General features: G+C 35.6%; 25 protein-coding genes and 1 pseudogene. 14 read left to right on the top strand and 12 right to left on the bottom strand.

Annotated features, from left to right (window positions below):
- Window positions 1-12: 12 nt before the first annotated feature.
- Entirely contained in the window at window positions 13-588 is a 576-nt protein-coding gene (locus AC0NJG_RS18920; RefSeq protein ID WP_143880871.1) for a TetR/AcrR family transcriptional regulator, read from the bottom strand.
- 142 nt (window positions 589-730) lie between these two features.
- Between AC0NJG_RS18920 and AC0NJG_RS18915 the strand changes: the two genes are divergently transcribed.
- Window positions 731-2,206 (top strand): MDR family MFS transporter, encoded by a 1,476-nt coding sequence (locus AC0NJG_RS18915; protein ID WP_474063294.1) that lies wholly within the window; start codon window positions 731-733, stop codon window positions 2,204-2,206.
- A 40-nt stretch (window positions 2,207-2,246) separates the two neighbouring features.
- On the opposite strand, the gene AC0NJG_RS18910 is transcribed toward AC0NJG_RS18915, so the two are convergent.
- The 4 genes from AC0NJG_RS18910 to AC0NJG_RS18895 all read right to left on the bottom strand — a co-directional run bounded on the left by AC0NJG_RS18910 (window position 2,247) and on the right by AC0NJG_RS18895 (window position 3,932).
- Window positions 2,247-2,774, bottom strand: coding sequence for a permease (locus AC0NJG_RS18910; protein ID WP_474063293.1), 528 nt, complete (start codon window positions 2,772-2,774; stop codon window positions 2,247-2,249).
- Window positions 2,771-3,253 carry a hypothetical protein gene (locus AC0NJG_RS18905; protein ID WP_474063292.1) on the bottom strand — a complete coding sequence of 161 codons (483 nt, stop codon included), beginning with the start codon at window positions 3,251-3,253 and terminating at the stop codon, window positions 2,771-2,773. The genes AC0NJG_RS18910 and AC0NJG_RS18905 overlap by 4 nt, the downstream gene beginning before the upstream one ends.
- Entirely contained in the window at window positions 3,246-3,587 is a 342-nt protein-coding gene (locus tag AC0NJG_RS18900) for a PadR family transcriptional regulator (RefSeq protein ID WP_474063291.1), read from the bottom strand. The genes AC0NJG_RS18905 and AC0NJG_RS18900 overlap by 8 nt, the downstream gene beginning before the upstream one ends.
- A 219-nt stretch (window positions 3,588-3,806) precedes the next feature.
- On the bottom strand, window positions 3,807-3,932 hold the full coding sequence (locus AC0NJG_RS18895; RefSeq protein WP_000540377.1) for a YjcZ family sporulation protein: 126 nt from the start codon (window positions 3,930-3,932) through the stop codon (window positions 3,807-3,809).
- 198 nt (window positions 3,933-4,130) lie between these two features.
- Here AC0NJG_RS18895 and AC0NJG_RS18890 point away from each other — a divergent pair, with 198 nt between their 5' ends.
- Window positions 4,131-4,376 (top strand): hypothetical protein, encoded by a 246-nt coding sequence (locus AC0NJG_RS18890; RefSeq protein WP_098925675.1) that lies wholly within the window; start codon window positions 4,131-4,133, stop codon window positions 4,374-4,376.
- A 345-nt stretch (window positions 4,377-4,721) separates the two neighbouring features.
- On the opposite strand, the gene AC0NJG_RS18885 is transcribed toward AC0NJG_RS18890, so the two are convergent.
- The 3 genes from AC0NJG_RS18885 to AC0NJG_RS18875 form a co-directional block, all read right to left on the bottom strand.
- On the bottom strand, window positions 4,722-6,131 hold the full coding sequence (locus AC0NJG_RS18885; protein ID WP_087965719.1) for an alpha/beta hydrolase family protein: 1,410 nt from the start codon (window positions 6,129-6,131) through the stop codon (window positions 4,722-4,724).
- A 565-nt stretch (window positions 6,132-6,696) separates the two neighbouring features.
- Entirely contained in the window at window positions 6,697-7,872 is a 1,176-nt protein-coding gene (locus tag AC0NJG_RS18880; RefSeq protein ID WP_474063290.1) for an MFS transporter, read from the bottom strand.
- Between the two features lie 294 nt (window positions 7,873-8,166).
- Window positions 8,167-8,478 carry an ArsR/SmtB family transcription factor gene (locus AC0NJG_RS18875; protein ID WP_060629779.1) on the bottom strand — a complete coding sequence of 104 codons (312 nt, stop codon included), beginning with the start codon at window positions 8,476-8,478 and terminating at the stop codon, window positions 8,167-8,169.
- Window positions 8,479-8,671: 193 nt separating this feature from the next.
- On the opposite strand from AC0NJG_RS18875, the gene AC0NJG_RS18870 reads away from it, so the two are divergent.
- Together AC0NJG_RS18870 and AC0NJG_RS18865 are read left to right on the top strand one after the other, a co-directional pair.
- Window positions 8,672-9,256 (top strand): CGNR zinc finger domain-containing protein, encoded by a 585-nt coding sequence (locus AC0NJG_RS18870; protein WP_087951528.1) that lies wholly within the window; start codon window positions 8,672-8,674, stop codon window positions 9,254-9,256.
- Window positions 9,257-9,374: 118 nt separating this feature from the next.
- Window positions 9,375-9,929, top strand: a complete 555-nt coding sequence (locus AC0NJG_RS18865; protein WP_087951529.1) for an HPP family protein — start codon at window positions 9,375-9,377, stop codon at window positions 9,927-9,929.
- 119 nt (window positions 9,930-10,048) lie between these two features.
- Here the strand turns inward: AC0NJG_RS18865 and AC0NJG_RS18860 are convergent, their stop codons facing one another.
- The gene (locus AC0NJG_RS18860) at window positions 10,049-10,156 is read right to left on the bottom strand and encodes a YjcZ family sporulation protein (RefSeq protein WP_000505670.1); all 108 of its coding nucleotides are present in this window, start codon (window positions 10,154-10,156) and stop codon (window positions 10,049-10,051) included.
- 154 nt (window positions 10,157-10,310) lie between these two features.
- A complete protein-coding gene (locus AC0NJG_RS18855) occupies window positions 10,311-10,577 on the bottom strand; it encodes a YmzC family protein (protein WP_087995461.1) in 267 nt (88 codons plus the stop codon).
- A 506-nt stretch (window positions 10,578-11,083) separates the two neighbouring features.
- On the opposite strand from AC0NJG_RS18855, the gene licT reads away from it, so the two are divergent.
- The 9 genes and pseudogenes from licT to AC0NJG_RS18810 all read left to right on the top strand — a co-directional run bounded on the left by licT (window position 11,084) and on the right by AC0NJG_RS18810 (window position 19,317).
- On the top strand, window positions 11,084-11,932 hold the full coding sequence (gene licT, locus AC0NJG_RS18850; RefSeq protein ID WP_087951531.1) for a BglG family transcription antiterminator LicT: 849 nt from the start codon (window positions 11,084-11,086) through the stop codon (window positions 11,930-11,932).
- 146 nt (window positions 11,933-12,078) lie between these two features.
- Entirely contained in the window at window positions 12,079-13,971 is a 1,893-nt protein-coding gene (locus AC0NJG_RS18845; protein WP_474063289.1) for a beta-glucoside-specific PTS transporter subunit IIABC, read from the top strand.
- Window positions 13,972-14,066: 95 nt separating this feature from the next.
- Complete coding sequence (locus AC0NJG_RS18840) at window positions 14,067-15,506, top strand: 6-phospho-beta-glucosidase (RefSeq protein WP_474063288.1); 1,440 nt, start codon at window positions 14,067-14,069, stop codon at window positions 15,504-15,506.
- Window positions 15,507-15,662: 156 nt separating this feature from the next.
- Complete coding sequence (locus tag AC0NJG_RS18835; protein ID WP_000198936.1) at window positions 15,663-16,121, top strand: MarR family winged helix-turn-helix transcriptional regulator; 459 nt, start codon at window positions 15,663-15,665, stop codon at window positions 16,119-16,121.
- Between the two features lie 19 nt (window positions 16,122-16,140).
- Window positions 16,141-16,674 carry a CDP-diacylglycerol--serine O-phosphatidyltransferase gene (gene pssA, locus AC0NJG_RS18830; RefSeq protein ID WP_088326381.1) on the top strand — a complete coding sequence of 178 codons (534 nt, stop codon included), beginning with the start codon at window positions 16,141-16,143 and terminating at the stop codon, window positions 16,672-16,674.
- Window positions 16,675-16,696: 22 nt separating this feature from the next.
- Window positions 16,697-17,074, top strand: a complete 378-nt coding sequence (locus AC0NJG_RS18825; protein ID WP_088326361.1) for an ATP synthase subunit I — start codon at window positions 16,697-16,699, stop codon at window positions 17,072-17,074.
- Between the two features lie 453 nt (window positions 17,075-17,527).
- A complete protein-coding gene (locus AC0NJG_RS18820) occupies window positions 17,528-18,163 on the top strand; it encodes a VanZ family protein (RefSeq protein WP_087951535.1) in 636 nt (211 codons plus the stop codon).
- 32 nt (window positions 18,164-18,195) lie between these two features.
- Window positions 18,196-18,450 (top strand): annotated as a pseudogene (locus tag AC0NJG_RS18815) (hypothetical protein); the annotation flags it as partial.
- A 213-nt stretch (window positions 18,451-18,663) separates the two neighbouring features.
- Window positions 18,664-19,317 (top strand): DUF2306 domain-containing protein, encoded by a 654-nt coding sequence (locus AC0NJG_RS18810; RefSeq protein ID WP_474063287.1) that lies wholly within the window; start codon window positions 18,664-18,666, stop codon window positions 19,315-19,317.
- 98 nt (window positions 19,318-19,415) lie between these two features.
- Here AC0NJG_RS18810 and dhaQ read toward each other — a convergent pair whose 3' ends face one another.
- Window positions 19,416-20,414 (bottom strand): DhaKLM operon coactivator DhaQ, encoded by a 999-nt coding sequence (dhaQ, locus tag AC0NJG_RS18805; RefSeq protein ID WP_474063286.1) that lies wholly within the window; start codon window positions 20,412-20,414, stop codon window positions 19,416-19,418.
- 19 nt (window positions 20,415-20,433) lie between these two features.
- On the bottom strand, window positions 20,434-21,000 hold the full coding sequence (gene dhaS, locus AC0NJG_RS18800; RefSeq protein ID WP_087995454.1) for a dihydroxyacetone kinase transcriptional activator DhaS: 567 nt from the start codon (window positions 20,998-21,000) through the stop codon (window positions 20,434-20,436).
- Window positions 21,001-21,178: 178 nt separating this feature from the next.
- On the opposite strand from dhaS, the gene dhaK reads away from it, so the two are divergent.
- On the top strand, window positions 21,179-22,930 hold the full coding sequence (gene dhaK, locus AC0NJG_RS18795; protein WP_474063285.1) for a dihydroxyacetone kinase subunit DhaK: 1,752 nt from the start codon (window positions 21,179-21,181) through the stop codon (window positions 22,928-22,930).
- Window positions 22,931-22,979: the final 49 nt, after the last annotated feature.

Genomic DNA, 22,979 nt, shown 5'->3' with positions numbered 1-22,979 from the left:
TTATCGATAAAATTATTCTTTGCCAAACTGAAAAATATCCCGGTTAATAAGTTGGTGGAGATACATATCCATTTCAGTAGCAGAAACTTTTCTTTCATTTTTAAACCACCATGCGTTTAATGAGGTAATTGCCCCTGAATAAAATTCAATGATTAAATCATTTGGCATCGTATGATTTTTACACAGTTGATTTAACGCTTCTATTTCTTGTTTTCTCGTTTCGTGACTTAAATATTGTGCACGACTAATAAATTGTTCATCAGACATTTGTGTTTCTAATATTTTACCGATTTCTTCATGATGTAGGAATTGTTCCATTACTTGAAATGGTTTACTTAATCGATCTGAGACCGGTATTTCAGCAATCATCTTGCCGTATCGTTTAAATCCAAATGTTAATAAAGCATCTTTATCTTCGAAGTGTTTATAAAAAGTTGTTCGGTGTACCATTGCGCGGTCACATATTTGGTTAATTGTGATCGTACTATATTTCTGTTTTGATTGTGTCATTAATTCGAATAAGGAATCCCATAGTAATTTATGTGTACGTCTAATACGTAAATCAAGTTGTTTTTCATTATCATTCATCTACAATTCTCCTTTTTTGTAGATTAAATATACAGTGGCTGAAAATTGATTCTCCCTTTTTAATCTACATATGTATATTATATTACATGTGTTCCGGTGTATTTAAAATGTTTTAAGCAAGAAACAGGAGGAGAATTTGTAAATGAATATGACAACTAAGAGCCCTGCAAGTGGCAAAGTTGATACTTCTAATTTGAAACATATCCCCATTTTAATTGCATTACTTTTAGGGGCAATGGTTGCATTATTAAACGAAACGTTACTTGGTAATGCGTTAACAGTATTAATGAAAGAATTCGACGTAACAGCTTCAACGATTCAATGGCTTTCTACAGCATACATGTTGGTGGTTGGGGTTTTAGTCCCAATTACAGCGTTACTTCAGCAATGGCTTACAACGAGACAGATGTTTTTGATCGCTATGGTAACGTTTTTAGCTGGTACATTAATTGCGGGATTTGCACCGACATTTTCTGTTTTATTAATTGGCCGTATCGTCCAAGCGATAGCGACAGGGTTAATTTCACCGTTATTAATGAATACGATTTTAATTATTTGTCCGCCTGAAAAACGCGGTGCCACAATGGGATTAATCGCACTTGTGATGATGGCAGCTCCGGCAATTGGCCCTACATTATCTGGAGTAATTGTGGATTCACTGAATTGGCGCTGGTTATTCTATATTGTTATTCCTATCGTAATCATTTCCATTATGATTGGAATGAAGTATATTCAAAATGTTTCAGAGTTAACAAGACCAAAAGTAGATTATCCATCTATCCTTTTATCGACATTAGGATTTGGCGGGCTTGTGTATAGCTTTAGTGCATCGGGTGATTTAGGATGGTCCGATGCGAAAGTATATGGTGCTTTAATTGTTGGGCTTATCTCATTATGTATTTTTATCGTGCGACAATTAAAAATCGAGAATCCAATTTTAGAATTACGCGCATTTAAAGTTCCGATGTTTACATTATCAGTTGGATTAATTGTCATTGTGATGATGTCGTTATTTTCAACGATGACTTTATTACCGATGTTCTTGCAAACCGTTTTACTCGTTACAGCTTTTAAATCAGGAATTATCATGCTTCCGGGAAGTATGATTAGCGCTATAATGGGACCAATTGCAGGTAAACTATTTGATAAATTTAGTCCGAAAGTTATTATCGTTCCCGGCATTGTGTTAGTAGGGATTGCAATGTTCTTATTTAAAGGCATTACGCCTGACACATCAATGTTACAAATTATTATTATGCACAGCATATTAATGGTTGGACTCATGTTTGTCATGACAGCACAAACATACGGTTTAAATCAATTAACACCAGATCTATATCCGCACGGAACAGCACTGTTTAATACGCTGCAGCAAGTAGCTGGCGCAATTGGTACGGCTATCTTTATTTCAAAAATGTCTTCAGGAACAACTCAGTATATGGAAAGCTCCGCAAATCCAATGGATCCAGTAGAGAAGTTAAATGGTTTAACGTCAGGATTCCAAGGGGCATTTGCACTTGGATTAGTCTTTATCGTTGTTGCATTTATCGTATCGTTGTTCTTAAAAGAAGAGAAAAAGGGAGTAAAGGTAGCAGGGGTTTTACAGAACGAAAATTAAGATTTATATAAAAAGACATCTTTATGATTAAAGATGTCTTTTACATTTCCTCCGTAACATCATACCGAAGCAACTCTTCCTGATTATAAAACCTCTCAAAAATAAGCCCCATAATATAGAAGAATACTAGACCAAAACAAATATGAATAAGTGTAAAAGTAGTGCCAAATGAAGAAAATTCATACACGAGAATTGGCAATTTCGCAGTTGTCCAAACGCCTAAGAAAAATACGATGTACCGAATGCTTGCACCTTTTTTTAATAGTAGTGCTGCGATTGGAAAGGCGACGTAGAGAGGACCAGCTGCAATGCCGCCTAATAATAGAGAGAATAAGATACCATAGATGCCTGATTTTTCACCCATATATTTCATGAGCGTTTCTTTTTTCACCCACTGATCAAGTAGCCCTACAAATAGTAAGACAGGGGGGAGGAGAAACAGCATATCTAAAATGCTATTCCCTGTTAGTTGTAATGCACTCCATCCTAAAGATTGATTTATAAAAGTTAATATAAAGAGCCCGAGTAGTAAGACGAAAAAGAAGCGATATCTTTTTAGTTCTTTCATACCATCACCATCCAAATGATATAGGAGAATAGAAGAGACATGAGCAAAGCAGCTGCATTACGTGCGTAAGCAAAGCTTCGCCCAAGTATCTTTTGTTCCATCGGTAAAGTTGTAATTCCTACTGACATGAGTGTAGACATAAGTGTCGCAACTTGAGGTAAGCCTGCACCGTGTTGGACTAACGTATGACCAAGAGGAAATACGACAAAGCTTGGAATAAGTGCAATGGATCCGAGTATTGCTGAATACATAATACCTAACAATCCGGACTGTTCTCCAATGATAGAAGAGATAAAGGACGGCGTTAATATAGAAAGCGATAAGCCAACGAAAAGCATGATGGAGAGCATCCCAGGGAGAAGGTTGCGAAACATTTTCCACGACTTCATTAGAGCATCTTTTGTTTTCTTGCGGTCCTTCATAAAAGAAATCCCCGTAAGAATAATGGCTAAAGTATAAAGAATCACGCCGTTAATCATGGTCGGATTCCTGTAAGTCTTTATATTTGCCCAGGAAAAAGGATAAGTTCTTCATTTTTTCTTCAATGTCCATTTGAAAGTCTGCCAATTGTTCCTTCCCAGCAGGCGTAATTTTGTACATCTTTCTCGGTTTGTCTTGATGATCTGTGCTTACGTAAGATTCAATCGCACCTTCGTTTTCTAATTTCTTTAACGTGCGATATAAAATGGCACTATCGATTGGATTGACGGGAAGTTCTTCCTCGCACTTTTGTAGTAATTGCCCGCCGTAGTTATCGCCCTGAGCTAAAAATAACAAAAGAAATGCACCTGTATGTCTTCCTGTATGTTTCATGGGTCTTCCTCCTAGAATGAATTAGGATTTATACTGTTAATGACAGTATACTGTTGTTAACAGTATATGGTGCATGAAGTGTTATGTCAATTTCAAAATGTACGAATTTCGAGGGAGAAGATAACAAGAACATTGTTTTTTTAGCGCTGGGAAACGACGGATAGGGAGGGCCTGTACATCCAAAAACACAAAAAAAGACACTCTCAAGAGTGCCTCCCCTTAGCAGCCGAATCCGCCGCCCCAACAGCTAGCGCCAACGATGATTAATAAAATAAACAGTACAACAAGTAAAGCGAATCCGCCGCCGAAACCGCAGCCTCCACCACAACTACCGCCATAGCCCATATTAACTCCTCCTTCCATAAAGACCATTAATTAATGGATTTAATTCACTTTATGTTTTTACGGATAATCTTGAGCAGGTCCTTTTGAAAAATAAAGGTGCTTAGATTTTAAAAGAGTTGACAACATTATTTTTGTCACCGCTATTCGGCTGATGACATATTGTATTTTATTCTGTGTATTGGGGGAAGGAGGATCTTTATGGCCAATTCTGAAATGATTTTACGATTACTTACGGATTTAAAGATTGAACAGCAAGCCTTAAAAGAGCAGTTGGAAAAAATACAGACAGCCGTGAATACTCTTGAAGAAAAATCAGTGATTGTGGAAGAAAAACCAAAGACTATTGAAGAAAAACCAGCTGTTGCTGCTGCAAAGCAAAGAGCTCATTCTGGACACCCAACATCTTTTCGTGCTTGGAGAGCATCTGCTCAACGGAATTCATAAAAAATATAAGAAAAGAAGACATCTAGTAAGATGTCTTCTTTTGCTTGTACAATCCAAATGAAGTTAAGAAGATATATCTATATTGCTTTAAAACTAAGAAGAAAATAACGATTGTCGACTCCTTTTTTAGTATAGCATGTAATAGTGAAATTTTTCTATGTAATATTGCATATATACGAATTATACAATTTTTATCGTATATATTTTAATTGTCTGTTATTTGTTTTAATTCATTTACTTATATTATTTTTTGAGTGCCCCAGTGATGGGGCCTTTTTTTCTAATTGTTTTAAAGTGGAAACCCCTCAAGCATAAGGAGGGGTTCCATAACTAGGGAAATGGTTATTAGTGTTTAATAAGATGAAGCTCAGGATATTGCTTCTGAATTTCTTCTAAATGATTTTCGTTTATCCCTTTTAAAGTTTGATCGAAAAAGCTAGTTACTAGTTTATTAATGAGTTTATAATTTGCGGCTACATCTTCACCGGGTTCATTAATAATACGTGAAAATGCGGCTAAATCTGTAAAACTATTATGATTTGTTTTTGGAATTACAACTGTGTACACGCCAGGTTTTTCAATGGTTTTATTTCTTAAATAGGATATTTCAAACAATTCATCTTGGATTCCGCCTGTCTTTTGATTCTCCGCTTCTTTCATATACTGAATGGTAGCTTCAGCGTTCATCAACATGAATGGTTTCTGAGGGCCGTCTTTAGGCATTGGATCTCCATACAATCCGCCGTCCATATCAATTGCAGCTTTAATACGAGTATCCTTTATTAACATTTGCGCGGCAGTTGCTCCTCCATAAGAGTGACCTAACATGCCGATTTTGTCATCGTCAATTAAATTTGCAATGGCTGTAAAGTTTTTATCAAAATTGCCTTTTATTACTTCGTTTAAAACAAAAGTAGTATCCTGTTCCCAATTTCGAACCATGTTATTTAAAGCGTTAGGTGTAAATTCAATTGGTACGGAATCTATACGTTTTCCATTAGGGAAAATTGTTGTTGCTGCGTATCCTGTGAAATTAAGAGCGATTACTACATAACCTTGACTAGCTAATTCTTCTAACTGGAATGTATTTTGTTGTCCGTATAATTCCATCCCATGGCCGAATAAAAGGAGTGGGAATTTTTCTTTAACTTGAAGTGGCTTAGCACCTTGATAAGAATGTGTTTTTGTCAGCCCTAAATGTGTCGTTACGATATACGGAGCACCTTTTGTTACACCCAATTGTTCAGCGAGGGCGTCTATGTTCTCAAAGTAGGCAGAAGGTTTCCCAGATCCTTTTTCAGCAGGATAGTACACTTGTATCATAAGTTCACGATTTCCATGACTACTACTCGGTACAATGGTTTCTTTTCGATTTGTATCAATTAAATGAAACGCTTTCGTTCCTACTGTATATTTTCCTGTAGGCTCTGGGAGTGTTAAGATCGGAAAAAGCAAGGGTAGCGTAAACATTGCGATAGCAGTTACGATAATTCCTAACCCTTTTAAAATTTTGATCACTAACTTTTTAGAAACAGCTGTAGTTTTTGGTTTCAAAAAAACTTGTAATGTTAAAACGAACAATAAGAAATAGGCAGGGATCATACGCCAGTTTGCGTCAATTAATACGATGGTGGCTAATAAGAATGTGTAATTTATTATTAAGATGAATACATTCTTTTTCGTCAACCCGCGCTTGATAAAGATAAGTTGGATGCTAGACAAAAGTAATACAGCAACAAAAATGATTTCTAACATTTTCAGTTTTTAGCTCCTTTCCTAATCATATAAATGTAGATTGCTAAATTGATAATCTATAATCTTATCGGTTATATAACCGTCATTGATAATTGTATGCATGTAAGTAAGTTTAGAATGTTTTCAGATGACATATTAAGAAAAAAGTACTCATACGAGTACTTTTTTCTTAAACCGTTCCCCATAAATGATAAACCATACCGATAACAAAAAAAGCGAGTCCCACAAATAAAACGATTAAAGCAAGTATTCCATTTTTATTATGTTCCATACAGTCAGCTCCTTTTTAGTTATATAGAAAAAAGCCTTTAGTCGTAATTATGGCTAAAGGCTTTGGGTATCATACGTTTAAGTTTATAAAAATTTACTTGGTTATGTATCCCACTATTTGCGGGCTAATAATCAGTGGAGGGTGGACAAAGCCCCGGCTGATTAAAGTTCCACTGTATGGGAGACTTATATCCTGTAATAATGAGAAAAACAATATAAAGATTCCGATGGAAATAGGTTGTATATTTGAATGTAATCCAAAATGAAAGAAGAATTTACGGCGTTACTAAATGTATTAACTTGATAATGATGCTTGATTATTAGAATCGAAAAATTTTATTTTTATTATAATTAATAGAAATGAAAGTAGTATAAATATAAATCCACTCCAAATAAGCTGGTGAATACCTAAGTTTGAAATAAACCAGCCTCCAATAGTTGTACCTAAAGTAATTCCGAGATTGGAGAATGAAACGAATAGGCTATTACCAAATTCAGGTGCTTCTTTTGCTTCGCTTATTAACCATGTTTGACCAACAATTAATCCGCCGGCATGTATGATTCCCCAAATGAATACCATAAAAATCATTGGAACAAGGTAGGAGCCTAAATAATAAACCAATATGTAAACAATAGAATATAAAATAGGGAACGATATTACTGTATTTACTATACTTTTTTGTAGGAGACCACCAAATAATTGATTGCCTAAAATCATAACTATACCAAATATAAATAGCATAATACTGATGAGCGATCCATTCATAGAAGTTACTTTTGCAAGGTACTCGGCGAAATAGCTGTATACAGAAAACATGGCCGCAAAAAGGAATGTGACGGTTAAAATATTTAACCATAATCCCGGTTTTCCGAGTATGCGAATTTGTTTGCCAAAGGACATTTTTTCTTTAACAGGCATAGAAGGAAGTGAAATTAATATTCCAATGAATGCAAGAGCGTTAACAAGCGCTCCGAATAAGAAAGCAATTTCTAGTGAAAACTGGTCTGCAAGGTAAGAGGTTAATGGTACACCTAGAGCAAAACCAACTGTAATTCCCATAAAAACTTTTGTAACTGCTTGACCACTTTTTTCAGGGGGGACAAGTTTAGCAGCAGTTACAAGAGCGATTGAAAAGAAGAGTGGGTGAAGAGCTGCTGGTAAAATACGAAAAATAAGCATGATTTCAAATTGTGTTGTATAAGCGTAGATTATATTTGAAATAACAAAAATAAAGATTGCTGTTAATAAAATTATTTTTCGATTCACACTAGAGACGAGCAAAATTAAAAACGGACCAGAAATAGCAACAACTAGCGCGAATATACTTACTAAAAATCCTGCTTGTGCAGTGGAAATACCAAATTTCTGAGTGATTTGTGGTAATACACCGACAATACCCATCTCGGTAGTAATAATTCCGAACACACCTATTGCTAGTGTCAGAATAAGTAAAGGATTTACTTTTTTCATTTGTAAAAATCTCCATTCTTATTATTATTTTGAAAATAAAGTTGATTCATTAACAAAGAAAATGAGCATTATTATAAGTATGATTGGATGTAAATAGTATTAGAATTATGTAATGTTAAATACAATAACAGATATCTAAATAACTAGATATGATATGTTAAAAAATTTTCTCCTTTCTATGTTTTTTGCTTTTATAGGTAGTGCAATTTTATAAAAGAGTAATTGGACACCTGTAAAAAAGCAGAAGGTGTGAAAGCTACTAATCAATTGGTAGTTTGATTAGTAGCTTTTACTTTATAATTCGTTTTGGACATATTCAGAAAACGCCCGTATTGTTTCTTCATTTCGACGATAGTATGTCCATTTTCCAATTCGATCAGAGTCTAGTAGCCCTGCCTTTTTCATAGTTAATAAATAACTAGAAATAACCGATTGGGCTAAGCCAGTTTTAAGCTGGATATCTCCTACACACACTCCAATCTGAAAATTAATTCCTTGTTCTAAATAAGGTTTTTCGTCGAAATGGTTTTCTGGATTTTTTAACCATGATAAAATTTGACATCTTGTTTCATTTGACAATGCTTTATAAATTAATGAAGGTTCCATAAGGATATTATATCTACTTTTATAGATTTGTAAATGGGTTTTGATGATTTTAAGGGAAGGAGGTATATGTAGATTCTTTTAAATGTGAATGGGATGCTCTAGTAAGGGGGGGGGTTCTAGATGTGAATTTATAAAAAGTTGTACTTCTGTATGAATTTGGAATATGATTATTTAAAGAGTAGGTGATGAGTACATGCAGGAAACAAAACAATTCCCGCTTATATCTGGAAATCTCTCATTAGATTTAGTGAATACAGAGTTAGTTAGGCGTGGACAACGTTATGATTTATTAATAACAGATGAAGATGTATTAGAATGGATACATGTAATAAAGGTTAATTTGCCTTTTTGGAATGAAAAAACACTTATAGAAATTCAAGAGCGCATGAATCAAGTTACATCTAGCATATTAGAGGCAAGAGAGGTACTGAGAAAACAGTTTGAGGCAATTGCTGATCAGCACGAAATTTCTAATGATTTTATTACGTATTTAGAAAAACAAATTGAGAAGGCACCATTTACATATAAAGTCATTGAACAACGTCTAGTACCTGTCCCAGTTGGAGAAATTGAGGATGTACTTGTATCGATAATTGCATTGGATGCTTTAACCTTAATAACAGAAAATAAGCTTATTTCTCTTAAAAGGTGTTCAAATCCCGACTGTGTTTTATTATTTATAGATAAAAGTGGAAAACGAAAATGGTGTTCTATGAAAATATGCGGGAACCGGAAAAAGGTAGCAAAATTCCAGGATCGAAAATGTGAAGAAGTTTAGGGGATCAACTTATATGAGTTGATTCTTTTTTTCCGTCTTTTAAAACTAACCCCTAAAATCAATATTGACTGGTTAGTTTTTTTAAAATATAATTGTTGGTAAATAAAGGAGGAGAATGATGAATCCTATAACAGCAGCTAAGCAGAAAGAGGCTCAACCAATAAGGGTACGATATTTTGCAAAAATGAAAGGGAAAGGAAGAAGTCCGTTACAAGTAAATATAAAAGATTCTTTAACGGGATTATTGGGGGGATTTTTAACAATTCTCACCTTAACATATTTAACGAGTATAACTTCTACAGAATTGTTAATGGCTCCATTTGGGGCGAGTTGTGTATTAGCGTTTGGAGTTTGGAATGCACCGTTATCGCAGCCGCGTAATATTATTGGAGGACATTTGATTTCAACTTTCATTGGTCTATCAATATATCATTTGTTTGGGAATGAATATTGGACAATTGCTTTAGCAGTTGGGATGTCGATTGCTATTATGATGTTAACGAGAACAACACATCCTCCGGCAGGGGCTGATCCAATTATCGTTATTTTAGGGGCATACAGTTGGAGTTATTTAGTAACACCCGTTTTAGTTGGTTCTCTTGTTATTGTAGTTATTGCTTTATTCATCAATAACATGAGTAGTAAAAGAAGCTATCCAACTTTTTGGATATAATTAATAAGGTGAAAAACAATTTGAGTAAGTATCCCGTTTTTCCTATGTCTTCATTTCATATACTTTTTAGTTTACAAAGAAAAGACACCCATATAAGAGTGTCTTTTCCGATAGTTTGTTTAGCAGAAGCAAGCAGCTCCAACGATGATTAATAAAATGAATAACACAACTAGTAAAGCAAAGCCTCCAGCGAAGCCACAGCCTCCACAACTACCACCAAAGCCCATAATAGTTCCTCCTTTAAATAAGAGGGAGAAAACAAAGGATCACTCATGCGTTTTAACGGATTCTATATACTTTATGTTTGACGCATGAATGTGAGCAGGTCCTTTTGAAAATAAAAAAAGACACCTTGAGGTGCCTTCTGTTCAATGGATGTAATTAATATTCGTTAGCATAAAACTCTTTTATTAGCTTTATTTCATTTGTATCCGGATCAAACTTAAATATTTTAATTTGATTAGATTCGTCTTTATAGGCAAATGTATGATCGCCAACTTGGGTCATATTGCTAGTGTTTAAGATAGGATCGCTACCATGATCAGTGATTTCTACAGGTTTCTCACGATCCCAAAATGCAATGACAATGATCAAGATAATAAGGCATACACGTATGTTACGTAGTTCTCTCGATACAGTATTCTCCATTCGATAGTTCTCCTTTGTTGTTTAATAGGTTTTGTTTATAAAAGAGATAATTCTTATGAAAATAAATAAAAAAGACACTTTCAAGTGTCTTTTTTATTTTAGTTATGCGCGTTGCTTAATAAGACGCTAGTTCCTCAGTATAAATATGAGTAACTATGTAGGGTGATTTCATTATAACATTTTAACCAGTAATGGGTCTATATGGAATTTTTGTAATGATTATGTTTATTTATTCAGAATGATAGATGTAGTGAAAGATAAATGCTACCTGCAGCAATTGTAAAATATAATGATGTTTGCTTTGTAAAAAAATATTCAATAATTCATCATTGCAACCGCTTACTTTTTGTGTATAATGAAGGTAAGTTAATAAGTAAAAGGATTGTTACTGTTCGGCAGGCAAAACCTAAATTGATTTAGAGGCTACGGGTGTAGTGTGGCTTTTGGAATCAGTTTAGGTTTTTTTATTACCTTTTGTGAATTTAATAAGAAGAAGGCGGAACACTATGAGAATCCATAAAATCTTAAATAACAATGTTGTTTGTACGATGAAGGATAATGAGACAGAAGTTGTACTTATGGGCAGAGGTTTGGGATTTCAGAAAAAAGTAGGCGATACGATTGATGAATCTAAGATAGAAAAGACCTTTGTGCTAGAAACAAGGGAATTATCAGAGAAACTTGCTAGGTTGCTAACTGAAATTCCTGTAGAAAATTTAGAGATTACCGAGAGAATTATTCAGTTTGCTAAGACAGTTTTGCCGGGGACTTTAAGTGATTATATTTATCTTACATTAACGGATCACTTAAGTTTCGCCTTAACTCGGCATAAAGAAGGAATGGATCTGAAAAATACTTTGCTTTGGGAGATTAAGAGATTCTATCAGAAAGAGTTTGAAATTGGTCTACAAGCTTTGAACATTATTGAAGAAGAGACTGGCTTTAGACTTTCTGAAGATGAAGCAGGGTCAATTGCCTTGCATTTCGTGAATGCGCAGCAAGGAGAGCCGGCAATGCAGCAAACGGTGGCGATGACGAAAATCGTCCAAGATATTTTAAATGTTGTAAAGTACCACTATAAGATGAACTTAGATGAAAATTCATTTAATTATAGTCGGTTCGTAACGCATTTACGATACTTTGCCCAGCGTTTAATGCAGAAGGAATTGCATTCGGCAGAGGATGATTTTTTATACGAGCAAGTGAAAAGTAAGTATGAAGAGGCATATTGTTGTACAGAAAAAATTGAAGCATACTTACAAAAAGCACATAATAGTCATCTTTCAAAAGATGAAAAAGTGTACTTAACGTTGCACATTCATCGTGTAACGAAACGCAATGCATTATGTAATTGAATAAACGGGATTGTTACTGTTTGGCAGGCAAAACCTAAATTGACTTGTAATGGAGTGATTCGTATGTATCACGTCGTTACGGTTAGTTTAGGTTTTTTCTTTTATAAAAATGATAAAAGGCATGATTGTAGGGAGGGAAAGTTACTATGAAGTATGAAAAATTAGCAAAAGACATACTGAAGAATGTTGGCGGGAGAGAAAATATAAGTAGCGTTGTACATTGTGTCACTCGTTTACGATTTCAGTTGAAAGATGAGGGGAAAGCAAATACAGAAGTACTGAAAAGTATGGAAGACATTGTGACTGTTATGAAAAGTGGCGGACAATATCAAGTTGTAATTGGTAACCATGTATCCGACGTATATAAAGCAGTTATTGCTGTTGGAGGGTTTCAAGAAACAGAGGAAGAAAGTGCGGGTGAGAAGAAAAAGAGTAGTCTTATAGATATTCTTTCTAGCATTTTCACTCCTATTTTAGGAGTGTTAGCTGCAACTGGGATGATTAAAGGATTGAATGCACTATTTGTAGCGTTAGGCTGGTTAAGTATGCAGTCAGGAACGTATCAAATATTAAATGCAGTTGGCGATTCGTTATTTTATTTCTTCCCAATCTTCTTAGGATATACAGCAAGTAAGAAATTTGGAGGATCACCATTCATCGGTATGGCAATTGGGGGAGCGTTAGTGTATCCGGCTTTATCCGGTTTAAAAGCAAGTGAGCCATTATATACGCTATTTGCAGGGACGATGTTTGAATCACCAATTCATATTACGTTTTTAGGAATACCAGTTATTTTAATGAACTACGCATCATCTGTTATTCCAATTATTCTTGCTGCTTATTTTGGAGCGAGAGTTGAACAGTCTTTAAAGAAAGTGATTCCGGATGTTGTGAAAACATTTGTACTACCATTCTTAACGTTACTAATCGTTGTACCAGTTACATTTCTCGTTATTGGTCCAATTGCGACGTGGGCAGGGCAGTTTTTAGGACAGGCGACACTTTGGGTTTATCATTTAAGCCCGTTAGTAGCAGGTTTGTTACTTGGCGCTTTCTGGCAAGTACTCGTTATATTCGGTCTTCATTGGGGAATTATTCCGATTGGTTTTAATAATTTAGCAGTGCACGGTATTGATCCGATACTCGCACTTATATTTGCTGCTTCATTTGCTCAAATTGGTGCGGTGCTTGGCGTTTGGATGAAAACGAAAGATAAGAAATTAAAAACACTTAGTATTCCAGCTTTTATTTCAGGTATTTTCGGCGTTACAGAGCCGGCGATTTATGGTATTACACTTCCGCTTAAAAAGCCGTTTATTATGAGCTGTATTGCCGGAGGAATTGGCGGCGCAATACTTGGTGTATTTGGTACACAAGGGTATATGACAGGCGGACTTGGTATATTTGCACTTCCGACATTTATTAGTCCGAAAGATGGGATTACTGCTGGATTTTGGGGAGCAATTGTTTCGATGGTTGTTTCTTTACTAGTCGGTTTTATTCTGACTTACTTATTCGGTTTTACGAAAAAGCAAACATCTGCAGAAACAGAGGAAACAAGTAATAAAATTGCTGCATCAAACGATGATGAAGTAATCTTTAGTCCTTTCCATGGGGCTGTTATGCCGCTTCAAAATATTGACGATGCTGCATTTGCATCAGGTGCACTAGGTGAAGGAGTTGCGATTGAGCCTTCAGAAGGAAAGTTGTTTTCACCCGTTTCAGGTACGATTTCTGCGCTGTTCCCGACAAATCATGCGGTAGGAATTACGGCAGATTCAGGTGCTGAAATTTTAATCCATATTGGGATGGATACTGTGAAATTAAATGGCGAATTTTTCTCCTCTCATATTGAACAAGGAATGAGGGTAGAAAAAGGGGAGTTACTTATTGAGTTTCATATATCTGAAATTCAAAAGGCGGGTTATATTGTGACAACACCAGTTGTTGTTACAAATTATGATAAATATAACATGAAAAAAACAGAAGTAGAAAAGATACAAGCAGGAGATTCCTTACTAAAGTTAGGAGTTAAATAGTAGTTACATTTCATACTGGTTCATACGAAGAAAGGTATTCTTTGAGAATCGTAATACCTTTCCTCGTTCATTCTTATATAAAGGAGTTTTTCTATATGTCTAAAGTTAATTTTCCAAAAGGATTTTTATGGGGTGGAGCAACTGCAGCCAATCAAGTTGAAGGCGCATATGTAGAAGATGGAAAAGGATTAACGACGGTTGATCTATTACCAACTGGTGAGAAACGTTGGGATATTATGAAAGGAAATATTCATTCCTTTACACCGGTAGAAGGAGAGTTTTACCCGTCACATGAAGCGATTGATTTTTACCATCGTTATAAAGAAGATATTGCGTTGTTTGCAGAGATGGGATTTAAAGCGTTACGCGTATCGATTGCTTGGACACGTATTTTCCCAAATGGTGATGATGAAAAGCCAAATGAGGCAGGGTTACAGTTTTATGATAATTTGTTTGATGAACTGTTAAAGCATGACATTGAACCAGTCGTTACGATGGCTCACTTTGATGTACCTGTTCATTTAGTAGAAAAGTATGGAAGCTGGAGAAGTAGAGAGCTTGTTACTTTCTTTGAGACGTACGCAAAAACGATTTTTAATAGATATAAAGATAAAGTGAAATATTGGATGACATTTAACGAAATTAATATGCTGTTACATTTACCTTTCATGGGAGCAGGATTAGCGTTTAAAGAAGGTGATAATAAAAAACAAATTCAGTATCAAGCAGCGCATCACCAACTTGTCGCAAGTGCGTTAGCTGTAAAAGCGTGTCATGAAATTATTCCAGATGCAAAAATCGGTTGTATGCTTGCTGCTGGTGCGACGTATCCGTACACATGTAATCCAGACGACGTTCAACGCGCGATGGAACAAGACCGTGAATCATTCTTCTTCATTGATGTACAAGCAAGAGGAGCATATCCTGGATACGCAAAACGCTTCTTTACAGATAATAATGTAACAATTGAAATGGAAAAAGAAGACAAGGAAATTTTAAAAGAGCATACGGTTGATTATATTGGCTTTAGCTACTATGCAAGCCGAGCAACAAGTACAGATCCAGAAGTGTTAAAAAGCATAACGAGCGGAAATGTATTCGGTTCTGTTGAAAATCCATATCTTGAAAAATCAGAGTGGGGATGGACGATTGATCCGAAAGGCTTCCGTATTACAGCGAACCAACTGTACGATCGTTACCAAAAACCTTTATTTGTTGTTGAAAATGGTCTCGGTGCAATCGATCAATTAAATGGTGAAGATGAAGTGAATGATGAATACCGTATTGATTATCTAGAGAAGCATATGATTGAAATGTCCGAAGCCATCCAAGATGGAGTAGATATTATCGGATACACAAGTTGGGGCCCGATTGACCTTGTAAGTGCTTCTACTGGAGAAATGAAAAAACGTTACGGATATATATATGTTGATAAAGATAATGAAGGAAAAGGTTCATTAAAAAGATCGAAGAAGAAAAGCTTCGATTGGTATAAGGAAGTAATTGCGACGAATGGTAAGAGTTTGGAGTTTTAAGTAGGAGAAGAAGACATCTTAATGGATGTCTTCTTTTTTCGTTGTGAATAAAGTGCGGAGCTAGATTTCCCTTTACACAAACATAACGGTATACTATAGTTAAGTTAAGTGAACTTAACTATTAAAACCGAAATAACCGCATGGAGGAAGAGTGCTATGACGAGAACGTATAAAGAAATAATTAATGAAATGAACCGAGCCTATAATGAATTCTACATTTTACTATTTCAGGAGTTAAAAGATGAGTACGGTCTTACAGGACAGCAAGAGAGTATGTTATTTCATATTCATTTAAATGAAAACACGACAGCAAATCACATTGCGACTACTTTTAATGTATCGAAAAGCGCTGTGAGCCAAGTGTTATCGAAATTGGAAAAGCAGAAGATGATTTCAAAACAAGTAAATCCTAATAATAAAAGGGAGTATTTCCTTACCCTTGGTCCAAACGGTAGTAAGTATATGGAGCAGTTGTCTGAGCTAGATGATGTATTAATTGAAAAGTATTTTTCAAAAATTGATATCGGTGCTTTAGAGCAAATGACGGATACGTTAAAGAAAATAAATAAGGTGATATTGGAAGAAAAACAGAAAGATCTTGATTGTAATGAGTAAAAAGGAGGAGAAGCATGTGATGAGTTACATACCAAATATGATGACGATAGCAAACTTTGTATGTGGACTTCTCGCTATTCACGCTGTTTTCGTTCACGATATGCATGGTGCAGTCATGTTCATTATTACAGGTATGGTATTTGATTTGTTTGATGGTATGGTGGCTCGGAAACTGGATGCTGTTTCGGAAATTGGCGGAGAGTTAGACTCATTTGCGGATTTAGTTACCTTTGGTGTGGCACCGTCTATTCTTGCCTATAGTGTCGCGTTAAAAGATTTGCAGTCTATTGGGATGATATGTGCGCTTGCTTATAGTATTTGCGGAATGCTTCGGCTTGCGAGATTTAATACACAACAAAGCAAACTCCCGACATTCATCGGAATGCCCATTCCATTTGCGGCAATGTGTCTCCTCATTTTATGTCTCTTAAATAAACCAGTTTCCGTGGCATTTGGCACATGCGTACTTGCTTATTTAATGGTGAGCAAAATCAAATTCCCTCATTTTAAAAAAGATATATCGGAAAGCTTGAAGCCCGAAAGATGGGAGTAATAGGAAAGGTAAGGAGCATAACATGATTCGTATGGCATTAAGATCATTTAACATACAAATATATTGTTTGCTAGGCGTGATGTTACTGGGATGGCTGATGACACCTTTTCGAGCACAGTTTGTAGGGATAAGCATTGGCCTTATAGTTAGTATGTACTGCGCCTGGATTTTAGGAAGGCGTATCGAAAAGTTTGGAAATAGCATTGTAAAAAAAGAAAAAGCACCGATGCTGGGCATGATGAACCGGTTTGCAGCCGCCATACTTGGCTCGATTATTATGTATGAAATTGAACACCGTGAGTACATGTGGACATTTGCTGCTGGAATTATGGGTGGGTATTTCTTGGTTATTATTAATTTGGGGTATTACAGTATGATGGATGAGAAGGAAGAAATATGAGGAAGTTAAGGGATTGCTATATGGCAATCCCTTAATTAATATAATTCCTTAATAGTTTCTTTAGCAAATTCATTAAAAGCATCGAACTCTAAAATTTTATTACAAATTGCAAGTACCTTTTCATTCACGCTAATTGTTTTCCTCTTGTCAGACTTCCATACTGCATTGATGAAAATACTACAAGGGTTGCATGTAAAGATTTAAGAAAAATTTTATATTTACCCCACTTTTTATTTTAAAAGTTTTTCCTATCCTATAAAGTGAAACTTTAATCAGTGGGGGCTTTCTTCATCCCCACTGATTATTAGTTGAACCAATCGGGCTTTTACGGGCAGTTGACCCTCCACCTAACTCCTTTGCTTTCGCTGAATTTTGAGGTGGGGGTCTTACTGCCCGTTAATGCGGGATAAACAACAAAGTCATAGATGAAATTTTAAAGTTAGGGGATTCCACATGCATACAGGAGTTTTAATGAGTTATTTGTATACGTATTTTTTTACTATAATTTTTTGTATTGTGTTTCAAATTGGATTTTATTTTAAAGCGAAAAACAATATATCTATTCGGCATTTTTTATGGGTATATGTTTTTCTATTCTACCTTTCGCTCGTGTATAAGGTGACGCAAATCGCGACTGTATGGGATATAAGTAGATATGAAACGTGGATTCGTGTAAATCAAATCAACTTGAATCTATTTGATACAGTAGGTAGTACTACGTATCTTTTAAACATTGTACTGTTTATGCCGTTCGGTTTTTTACTACCGACTATTTGGTCGCAGTTTAGAAAAATGAAAAACACCGTATGTGCGGGATTCTTTTTTTCATTGGCAATTGAGTTAAATCAATTATTAAATAATAGAATTACAGATATTGATGATTTATTTACGAACACCCTCGGGACGATTATTGGATATTTATTATATAGAGCTTTTAAAATGATATGTAAAAGAGAGGGGGAAAAGCTTGATACCAATTCTTCCCTAGTTATAAAATACGAAGCTGTTTTTTGTTTAGTGTGTTCATTTGTAGGTGCGATGTTAATTTATCATCCAGCTTTATTTGGGAGACCTGTAATTCTCCAATGAGATGTGCGATCTCGTTTATAAAATGATTCTAGTATTTCTTCCAATCAGCACAAGATTCTCTCTATACGTTATTAAGCTATTCAGCAGACTGTAAGATTATCAGTAATCGTACTGGTGAGATTGAAATAAAGACTGACAGTTTCTATCCAAGCTTTTCATTTATGTATGATGCGCAAGAATTATTTATTATTGGTGGAGAAGAAAAATGGTCACATATCGATTATATAAAGAGATTTTTCCATCTTGAGCAGATTACAGATGAGCAGACTGTTGATTTAAGAAAATGAGAGACGAGAAGGAATAAATGAGTAAACCCTCAAGTATAGAACGATATACTTGAGGGTTTTTAGGTATGAAGAAGGGCCTTATATCATATATTTTATTCGTCGTTCCATGTAAGTCATTCGGTTTATAAAAACAATGTATTGAATAAATCAGTAAAGAAGGATTTTTTATTTTTCCCTAGAATGAACAGTAATGTAATAAGGAGGCAGTGAAATTTGAACAGGAAAATTTGGTTTGTATTTACTTGTTTTGCTTTTTTAGTATCTAGTTATATTGTTGTCCAATATTTTATTATGGATGGATTTCAAACAGGGCTTGTAAAAGCGAAGCTTATGTATGGATCTAAATTAAGTGAGTTCTGGTATAGTATGTTATTTACACATATTACAACGAGTATAGTAGCATTAGTAATTGGTCCGTTTACATTATCCACTAAATTTAGAGAAAGGAATATCAACCGTCATCGAATAGCTGGGAGAATCTATATGGTTGGTATATTATTAGGAGGCGTTTCTGGACTGTACCTATCCTTTTATGCTACGGGAGGATTGGTAGCGAAGCTAGGTTTCGGTTTGTTATCTGTATTTTGGTTAACATCAGCATATCAAGCGTTACATAGGGTTAAGAATAAAAAAATGAAAGACCATCGGAATTGGATGATTAGAAATTATGCTTTAACCTTTGCGGCAGTTACATTAAGAATTTGGCTACCTTTGTTTATCGTTCTATTTGGGATAGAACATTTTGAACTTAGTTACGCTATTATTGCTTGGTTAGCATGGGTACCCAATTTAATTGTCGCAGAATTATTCATAAGAAAAAGGCTTAATAAAGGAAAATACGAAGGAAATGAGGATTTACATTTTTGATGTAAATTTGCTGTAATATTGAGGACAGAAATTTTTAAATAGCTGAATTTCGTGCAAAAATAGGATGGCCCATTGAAGCCATCCTATTTTTATTTGTATTACCAATTAGCAGTTTCCGTATTTTCTTTCAACCACTTCACCCAATCAGAATCCTCCACCTTAAGCAAACTAAGTGAAACACCCTTCATATCTAAAGAAGTTAGTAGCGTACCAACTTTTACGAATGTGATTTGTAATCCTTCTAGCTCACATAAACGGCGAATGTCATTTGCGAAAATGTATTGTTCCATTAATGGGGTTGCACCTAATCCATTAATGAGAATAGCGAAGTTGTCACCTTTTCTCCAGCGATAAATGCTTTTTAATTTGTTCATCAGTTCAATCGCTAATATTTCAGAAGAGGATAGCGCTTCTTTACGGTAACCTTTTTCGCCGTGGATACCGACGCCATAAAAGACTTCATCGTCGTTTAACGTGAAAGAAGCTTTTCCTTTCACTGGATCATTGGCAGGTGAAAGAGCGACTCCTAATGTGTGTAAGTTTTCAGTGATAGAATGGCCGAGTGCTGTTAGTTCTTCTAAAGAATGTCCTTCAAGGGCAGCCGCACCAAGTATTTTTTGAACGAAAATAGTGCCAGCGACGCCGCGTCTTCTTTTATTAAAAGAAGCATCATCTTCAATTGAAACGTCGTCATTTACGATGATATGGTCAATTTTTCTTCCTTCTTCTTTGGCAATTTTTTCAGCCTCTAAAAAGTTAGCTACATCATCTTTAAAGTTTTTGATGATGAATAAAATACTCTTATCTTTTGGCATGAGGCGAGTTGCGGCAATAATTTGTTCCACTGTAGGCGGAGTGAAAATCCTGCCGTTTACTGCCGCTGTAAGCATTCCTTTTCCTACATAGCCAACATCAGCAGGTTCATGTCCGCTACCACCGCCGCTTATAATGACAACGTTTTGCTGCAGTTTTTCGATATCTTTTACATAAATGATGTTATTTGTTTCGTCGTAATTTACTTTGTCGTTATGTTCAAAATAAAAGCCATGCAGCATATCTTGAACAATATGTTGTACATCATTCATAATCTTTTTCATTGCTTTTTCCACCCTTTAATTACTTTGCTGATTGCTCCAGTAATAGTAGTAATTGATTGTTTATCATATTTTTCATGAGAGAAGACATAATGGACGGATCTACTTTGCAGTTGCTTTCAATCCAATCTTTTATCGTTCCGACGAAGCCGTGACTATAAAAGGAGGCAATCGTATTTTTTGTCTCATCAGAAAGGCTGAATCCATAGCTCACAGATAATTCATCAATAATCTTCATATATAAGTTTTTCGTATGCTCAAATAAATAGTGATTAAACGAGTTTTGTTCAATGACTTTAAAAGCATTTCGGTAAAATTTTTGATTTTCATAAAAGTAATCAAATAATAAATCAAAAATGTTTTCCCACGTTTCATAGTCGAGAAAGTCGATAATGTTCTCTTTCGTTTCTTCTCTATAAATCCAGCTTAATAGTTCAAATTTATCTTTAAAATGGTAATAAAAAGTTTGCCTACGCATTTGACAGTGTAACATAATATCGCTCACTGATATTTTATGAAAAGACTCTGTTTCCATTAAATGTTTCAATGAGTTCGCGATTATCTTTTTAGAAATTATAGAAGAGGTCATCTCAATCATCCCTAGAATGTTAGTAATATGAAAATCCTACCCATAAATGAGAGCGGTGTCTTTAGACAGATTGTCCATTTTGTCCGTTTACTATAAAACGCTTTCATTTTAACATGGATAGTAAGAAGAAGATTTCAAATATATCACAATATATTAAAGGAATTGAGGGAGAACTACAATGAAAAAGATTATAAACAAACCAGAAACATTAGTAATGGAAATGTGTAACGGAATGGTTATGGCTCATCCAGAGCTCGAGCTTTTGAAAAAATATAAAGTCATTAAGAAGAAAGAAATGAACGAAAACAAAGTAACGTTAATTAGTGGCGGCGGTAGTGGGCATGAGCCGGCACATGCAGGGTTAGTCGGAAAAGGAATGTTAGATGCGGCAGTGTGCGGAGATGTGTTTGCTTCGCCTTCACAAATTCAGGTATATCAAGCAATTAAAGAAACAGCTAGTAAAAAAGGTACGTTATTAATTATTAAAAATTACAGCGGCGATATTATGAATTTCAAAAACGGTGCGCATTTAGCAACTGAAGATGGAATTGAAGTCGACTACGTAAAAGTGGACGATGATATCGCGGTAGAAGATAGTTTGTATACAGTAGGACGTCGCGGCGTTGCGGGCGTTATTTTAGTTCATAAAATTGCTGGTGCAGCAGCGGAAGCAGGTATGGATTTAGGAGCGGTGAAAGCTGTAGCAGAAAAAGCAGCGGCTAACGTGCGCACAATCGGTTTAGCGTTAACGTCTTGTACCGTTCCAGCGAGCGGATCACCTACTTTCACACTTGCGGAAGATGAAATGGAATACGGCGTAGGTATTCACGGCGAACCAGGAATTAAACGTGAAAAAATGCTGTCGGCTGATGAATTAGCGAACCGTATGACAAATGATTTAATGAAAGATTTAGGAGTAAAAGACGGCGAGGAAATCGCACTTCTAGTTAACGGTTTTGGCGGTACGCCACTGCAAGAACTTTACTTATTTAACAACGCAGTTACGAGAGAATTAGCAGCTAGAAACATTAAAATTAATAGAGTATTTGTCGGTAACTATATGACGAGTATCGATATGGCAGGTATGTCTTTAACAGTGATGAAGCTAGATGATGAGCTAAAAACATTACTATCGAAAGAATGTAATACACCAGCGTTTAAAGTAGATGGGCCAGTTGAAAGTGTTGAGTATGTAAATGTACTTGAAGAGGCAGAAGAGAAGGAAGTTTCCTTTGAACTAGAAACGGCGGAAGAGCACGCTGTGATTAAAGATAATGTTATTACATTAAACAACATGGTTTATCTCGTTGATAAAATGAGCGATATTATTATTAAAAATGAAGTACCATTCTGTGAGCTAGACACGCATGCTGGTGATGGAGACTTCGGAATGAGTGTAGCAAAAGGATTTAAGCAATTAAAACGTGAGTGGCATTCGATTGTAGAACAAGAAAACGTAACGATCGGATCATTCCTTGACAGTTGTTCGATGATTATTATGGAACATTGCGGCGGCGCATCTGGTCCAATTTGGGGCGGGGCGTTCCGCGCAGCTAGTAAAGCAGCAGGCGAGAAGCGTGAGCTAACAGTGAAAGAATTCGCTGAAATGTTACAAGCAGCACTGCAAGGCATACAATCTATCGGTGAAAGATCATTCGGCAGAGGAGCGGTAGTTGGTGATAAAACACTTGTTGACGCACTTGCTCCATGTGTAGATTCTTGGTTAGATAACGCTTCAAATGAAGTAGACATGAAAACTGCCTTTGAAAAAGGTGCAGAAGCAGCAGTTAAAGGAGCAGAGTACACGAAAGAAATCGTAGCTCGCATGGGCCGCGCCGGTACAGTTGGTGAAAGAAGTTTAGGCTATCCAGATGCAGGTGCGCATGCACTTGGGGTTATCTTTACGGAGATTGCGGGTAGTTTGAAATAGGAATAATGTTAGTTTGAAAGAATCCCCTTCATGGTAAGTTGTTTACTGT

The organism is Bacillus sp. SSR7 (assembly GCF_055902415.1).
Note: the sequence above shows the minus strand (reverse complement) of the source record. Positions and strands in the feature narration are given on the sequence as shown.

What these genes read in the sequence shown, in the direction of transcription:
- AC0NJG_RS18920 (WP_143880871.1), bottom strand. Translation starts at nt 588, where the DNA reads ATGAATGATAATGAAAAACAACTTGATTTACGTATTAGACGTACACAT.
- dhaQ (WP_474063286.1), bottom strand. Translation starts at nt 20,414, where the DNA reads ATGAAAAAGATTATGAATGATGTACAACATATTGTTCAAGATATGCTG.
- dhaS (WP_087995454.1), bottom strand. Translation starts at nt 21,000, where the DNA reads ATGACCTCTTCTATAATTTCTAAAAAGATAATCGCGAACTCATTGAAA.
- AC0NJG_RS18835 (WP_000198936.1), top strand. Translation starts at nt 15,663, where the DNA reads ATGACGAGAACGTATAAAGAAATAATTAATGAAATGAACCGAGCCTAT.
- dhaK (WP_474063285.1), top strand. Translation starts at nt 21,179, where the DNA reads ATGAAAAAGATTATAAACAAACCAGAAACATTAGTAATGGAAATGTGT.
- AC0NJG_RS18905 (WP_474063292.1), bottom strand. Translation starts at nt 3,253, where the DNA reads ATGATTAACGGCGTGATTCTTTATACTTTAGCCATTATTCTTACGGGG.
- AC0NJG_RS18880 (WP_474063290.1), bottom strand. Translation starts at nt 7,872, where the DNA reads ATGAAAAAAGTAAATCCTTTACTTATTCTGACACTAGCAATAGGTGTG.
- AC0NJG_RS18910 (WP_474063293.1), bottom strand. Translation starts at nt 2,774, where the DNA reads ATGAAAGAACTAAAAAGATATCGCTTCTTTTTCGTCTTACTACTCGGG.
- AC0NJG_RS18845 (WP_474063289.1), top strand. Translation starts at nt 12,079, where the DNA reads ATGAAGTATGAAAAATTAGCAAAAGACATACTGAAGAATGTTGGCGGG.
- pssA (WP_088326381.1), top strand. Translation starts at nt 16,141, where the DNA reads ATGAGTTACATACCAAATATGATGACGATAGCAAACTTTGTATGTGGA.
- AC0NJG_RS18885 (WP_087965719.1), bottom strand. Translation starts at nt 6,131, where the DNA reads ATGTTAGAAATCATTTTTGTTGCTGTATTACTTTTGTCTAGCATCCAA.
- AC0NJG_RS18900 (WP_474063291.1), bottom strand. Translation starts at nt 3,587, where the DNA reads ATGAAACATACAGGAAGACATACAGGTGCATTTCTTTTGTTATTTTTA.
- AC0NJG_RS18860 (WP_000505670.1), bottom strand. Translation starts at nt 10,156, where the DNA reads ATGGGCTTTGGTGGTAGTTGTGGAGGCTGTGGCTTCGCTGGAGGCTTT.
- AC0NJG_RS18870 (WP_087951528.1), top strand. Translation starts at nt 8,672, where the DNA reads ATGCAGGAAACAAAACAATTCCCGCTTATATCTGGAAATCTCTCATTA.
- AC0NJG_RS18890 (WP_098925675.1), top strand. Translation starts at nt 4,131, where the DNA reads ATGGCCAATTCTGAAATGATTTTACGATTACTTACGGATTTAAAGATT.
- AC0NJG_RS18895 (WP_000540377.1), bottom strand. Translation starts at nt 3,932, where the DNA reads ATGGGCTATGGCGGTAGTTGTGGTGGAGGCTGCGGTTTCGGCGGCGGA.
- AC0NJG_RS18865 (WP_087951529.1), top strand. Translation starts at nt 9,375, where the DNA reads ATGAATCCTATAACAGCAGCTAAGCAGAAAGAGGCTCAACCAATAAGG.
- AC0NJG_RS18825 (WP_088326361.1), top strand. Translation starts at nt 16,697, where the DNA reads ATGATTCGTATGGCATTAAGATCATTTAACATACAAATATATTGTTTG.
- AC0NJG_RS18840 (WP_474063288.1), top strand. Translation starts at nt 14,067, where the DNA reads ATGTCTAAAGTTAATTTTCCAAAAGGATTTTTATGGGGTGGAGCAACT.
- AC0NJG_RS18855 (WP_087995461.1), bottom strand. Translation starts at nt 10,577, where the DNA reads ATGGAGAATACTGTATCGAGAGAACTACGTAACATACGTGTATGCCTT.
- AC0NJG_RS18915 (WP_474063294.1), top strand. Translation starts at nt 731, where the DNA reads ATGAATATGACAACTAAGAGCCCTGCAAGTGGCAAAGTTGATACTTCT.
- AC0NJG_RS18875 (WP_060629779.1), bottom strand. Translation starts at nt 8,478, where the DNA reads ATGGAACCTTCATTAATTTATAAAGCATTGTCAAATGAAACAAGATGT.
- licT (WP_087951531.1), top strand. Translation starts at nt 11,084, where the DNA reads ATGAGAATCCATAAAATCTTAAATAACAATGTTGTTTGTACGATGAAG.
- AC0NJG_RS18820 (WP_087951535.1), top strand. Translation starts at nt 17,528, where the DNA reads ATGCATACAGGAGTTTTAATGAGTTATTTGTATACGTATTTTTTTACT.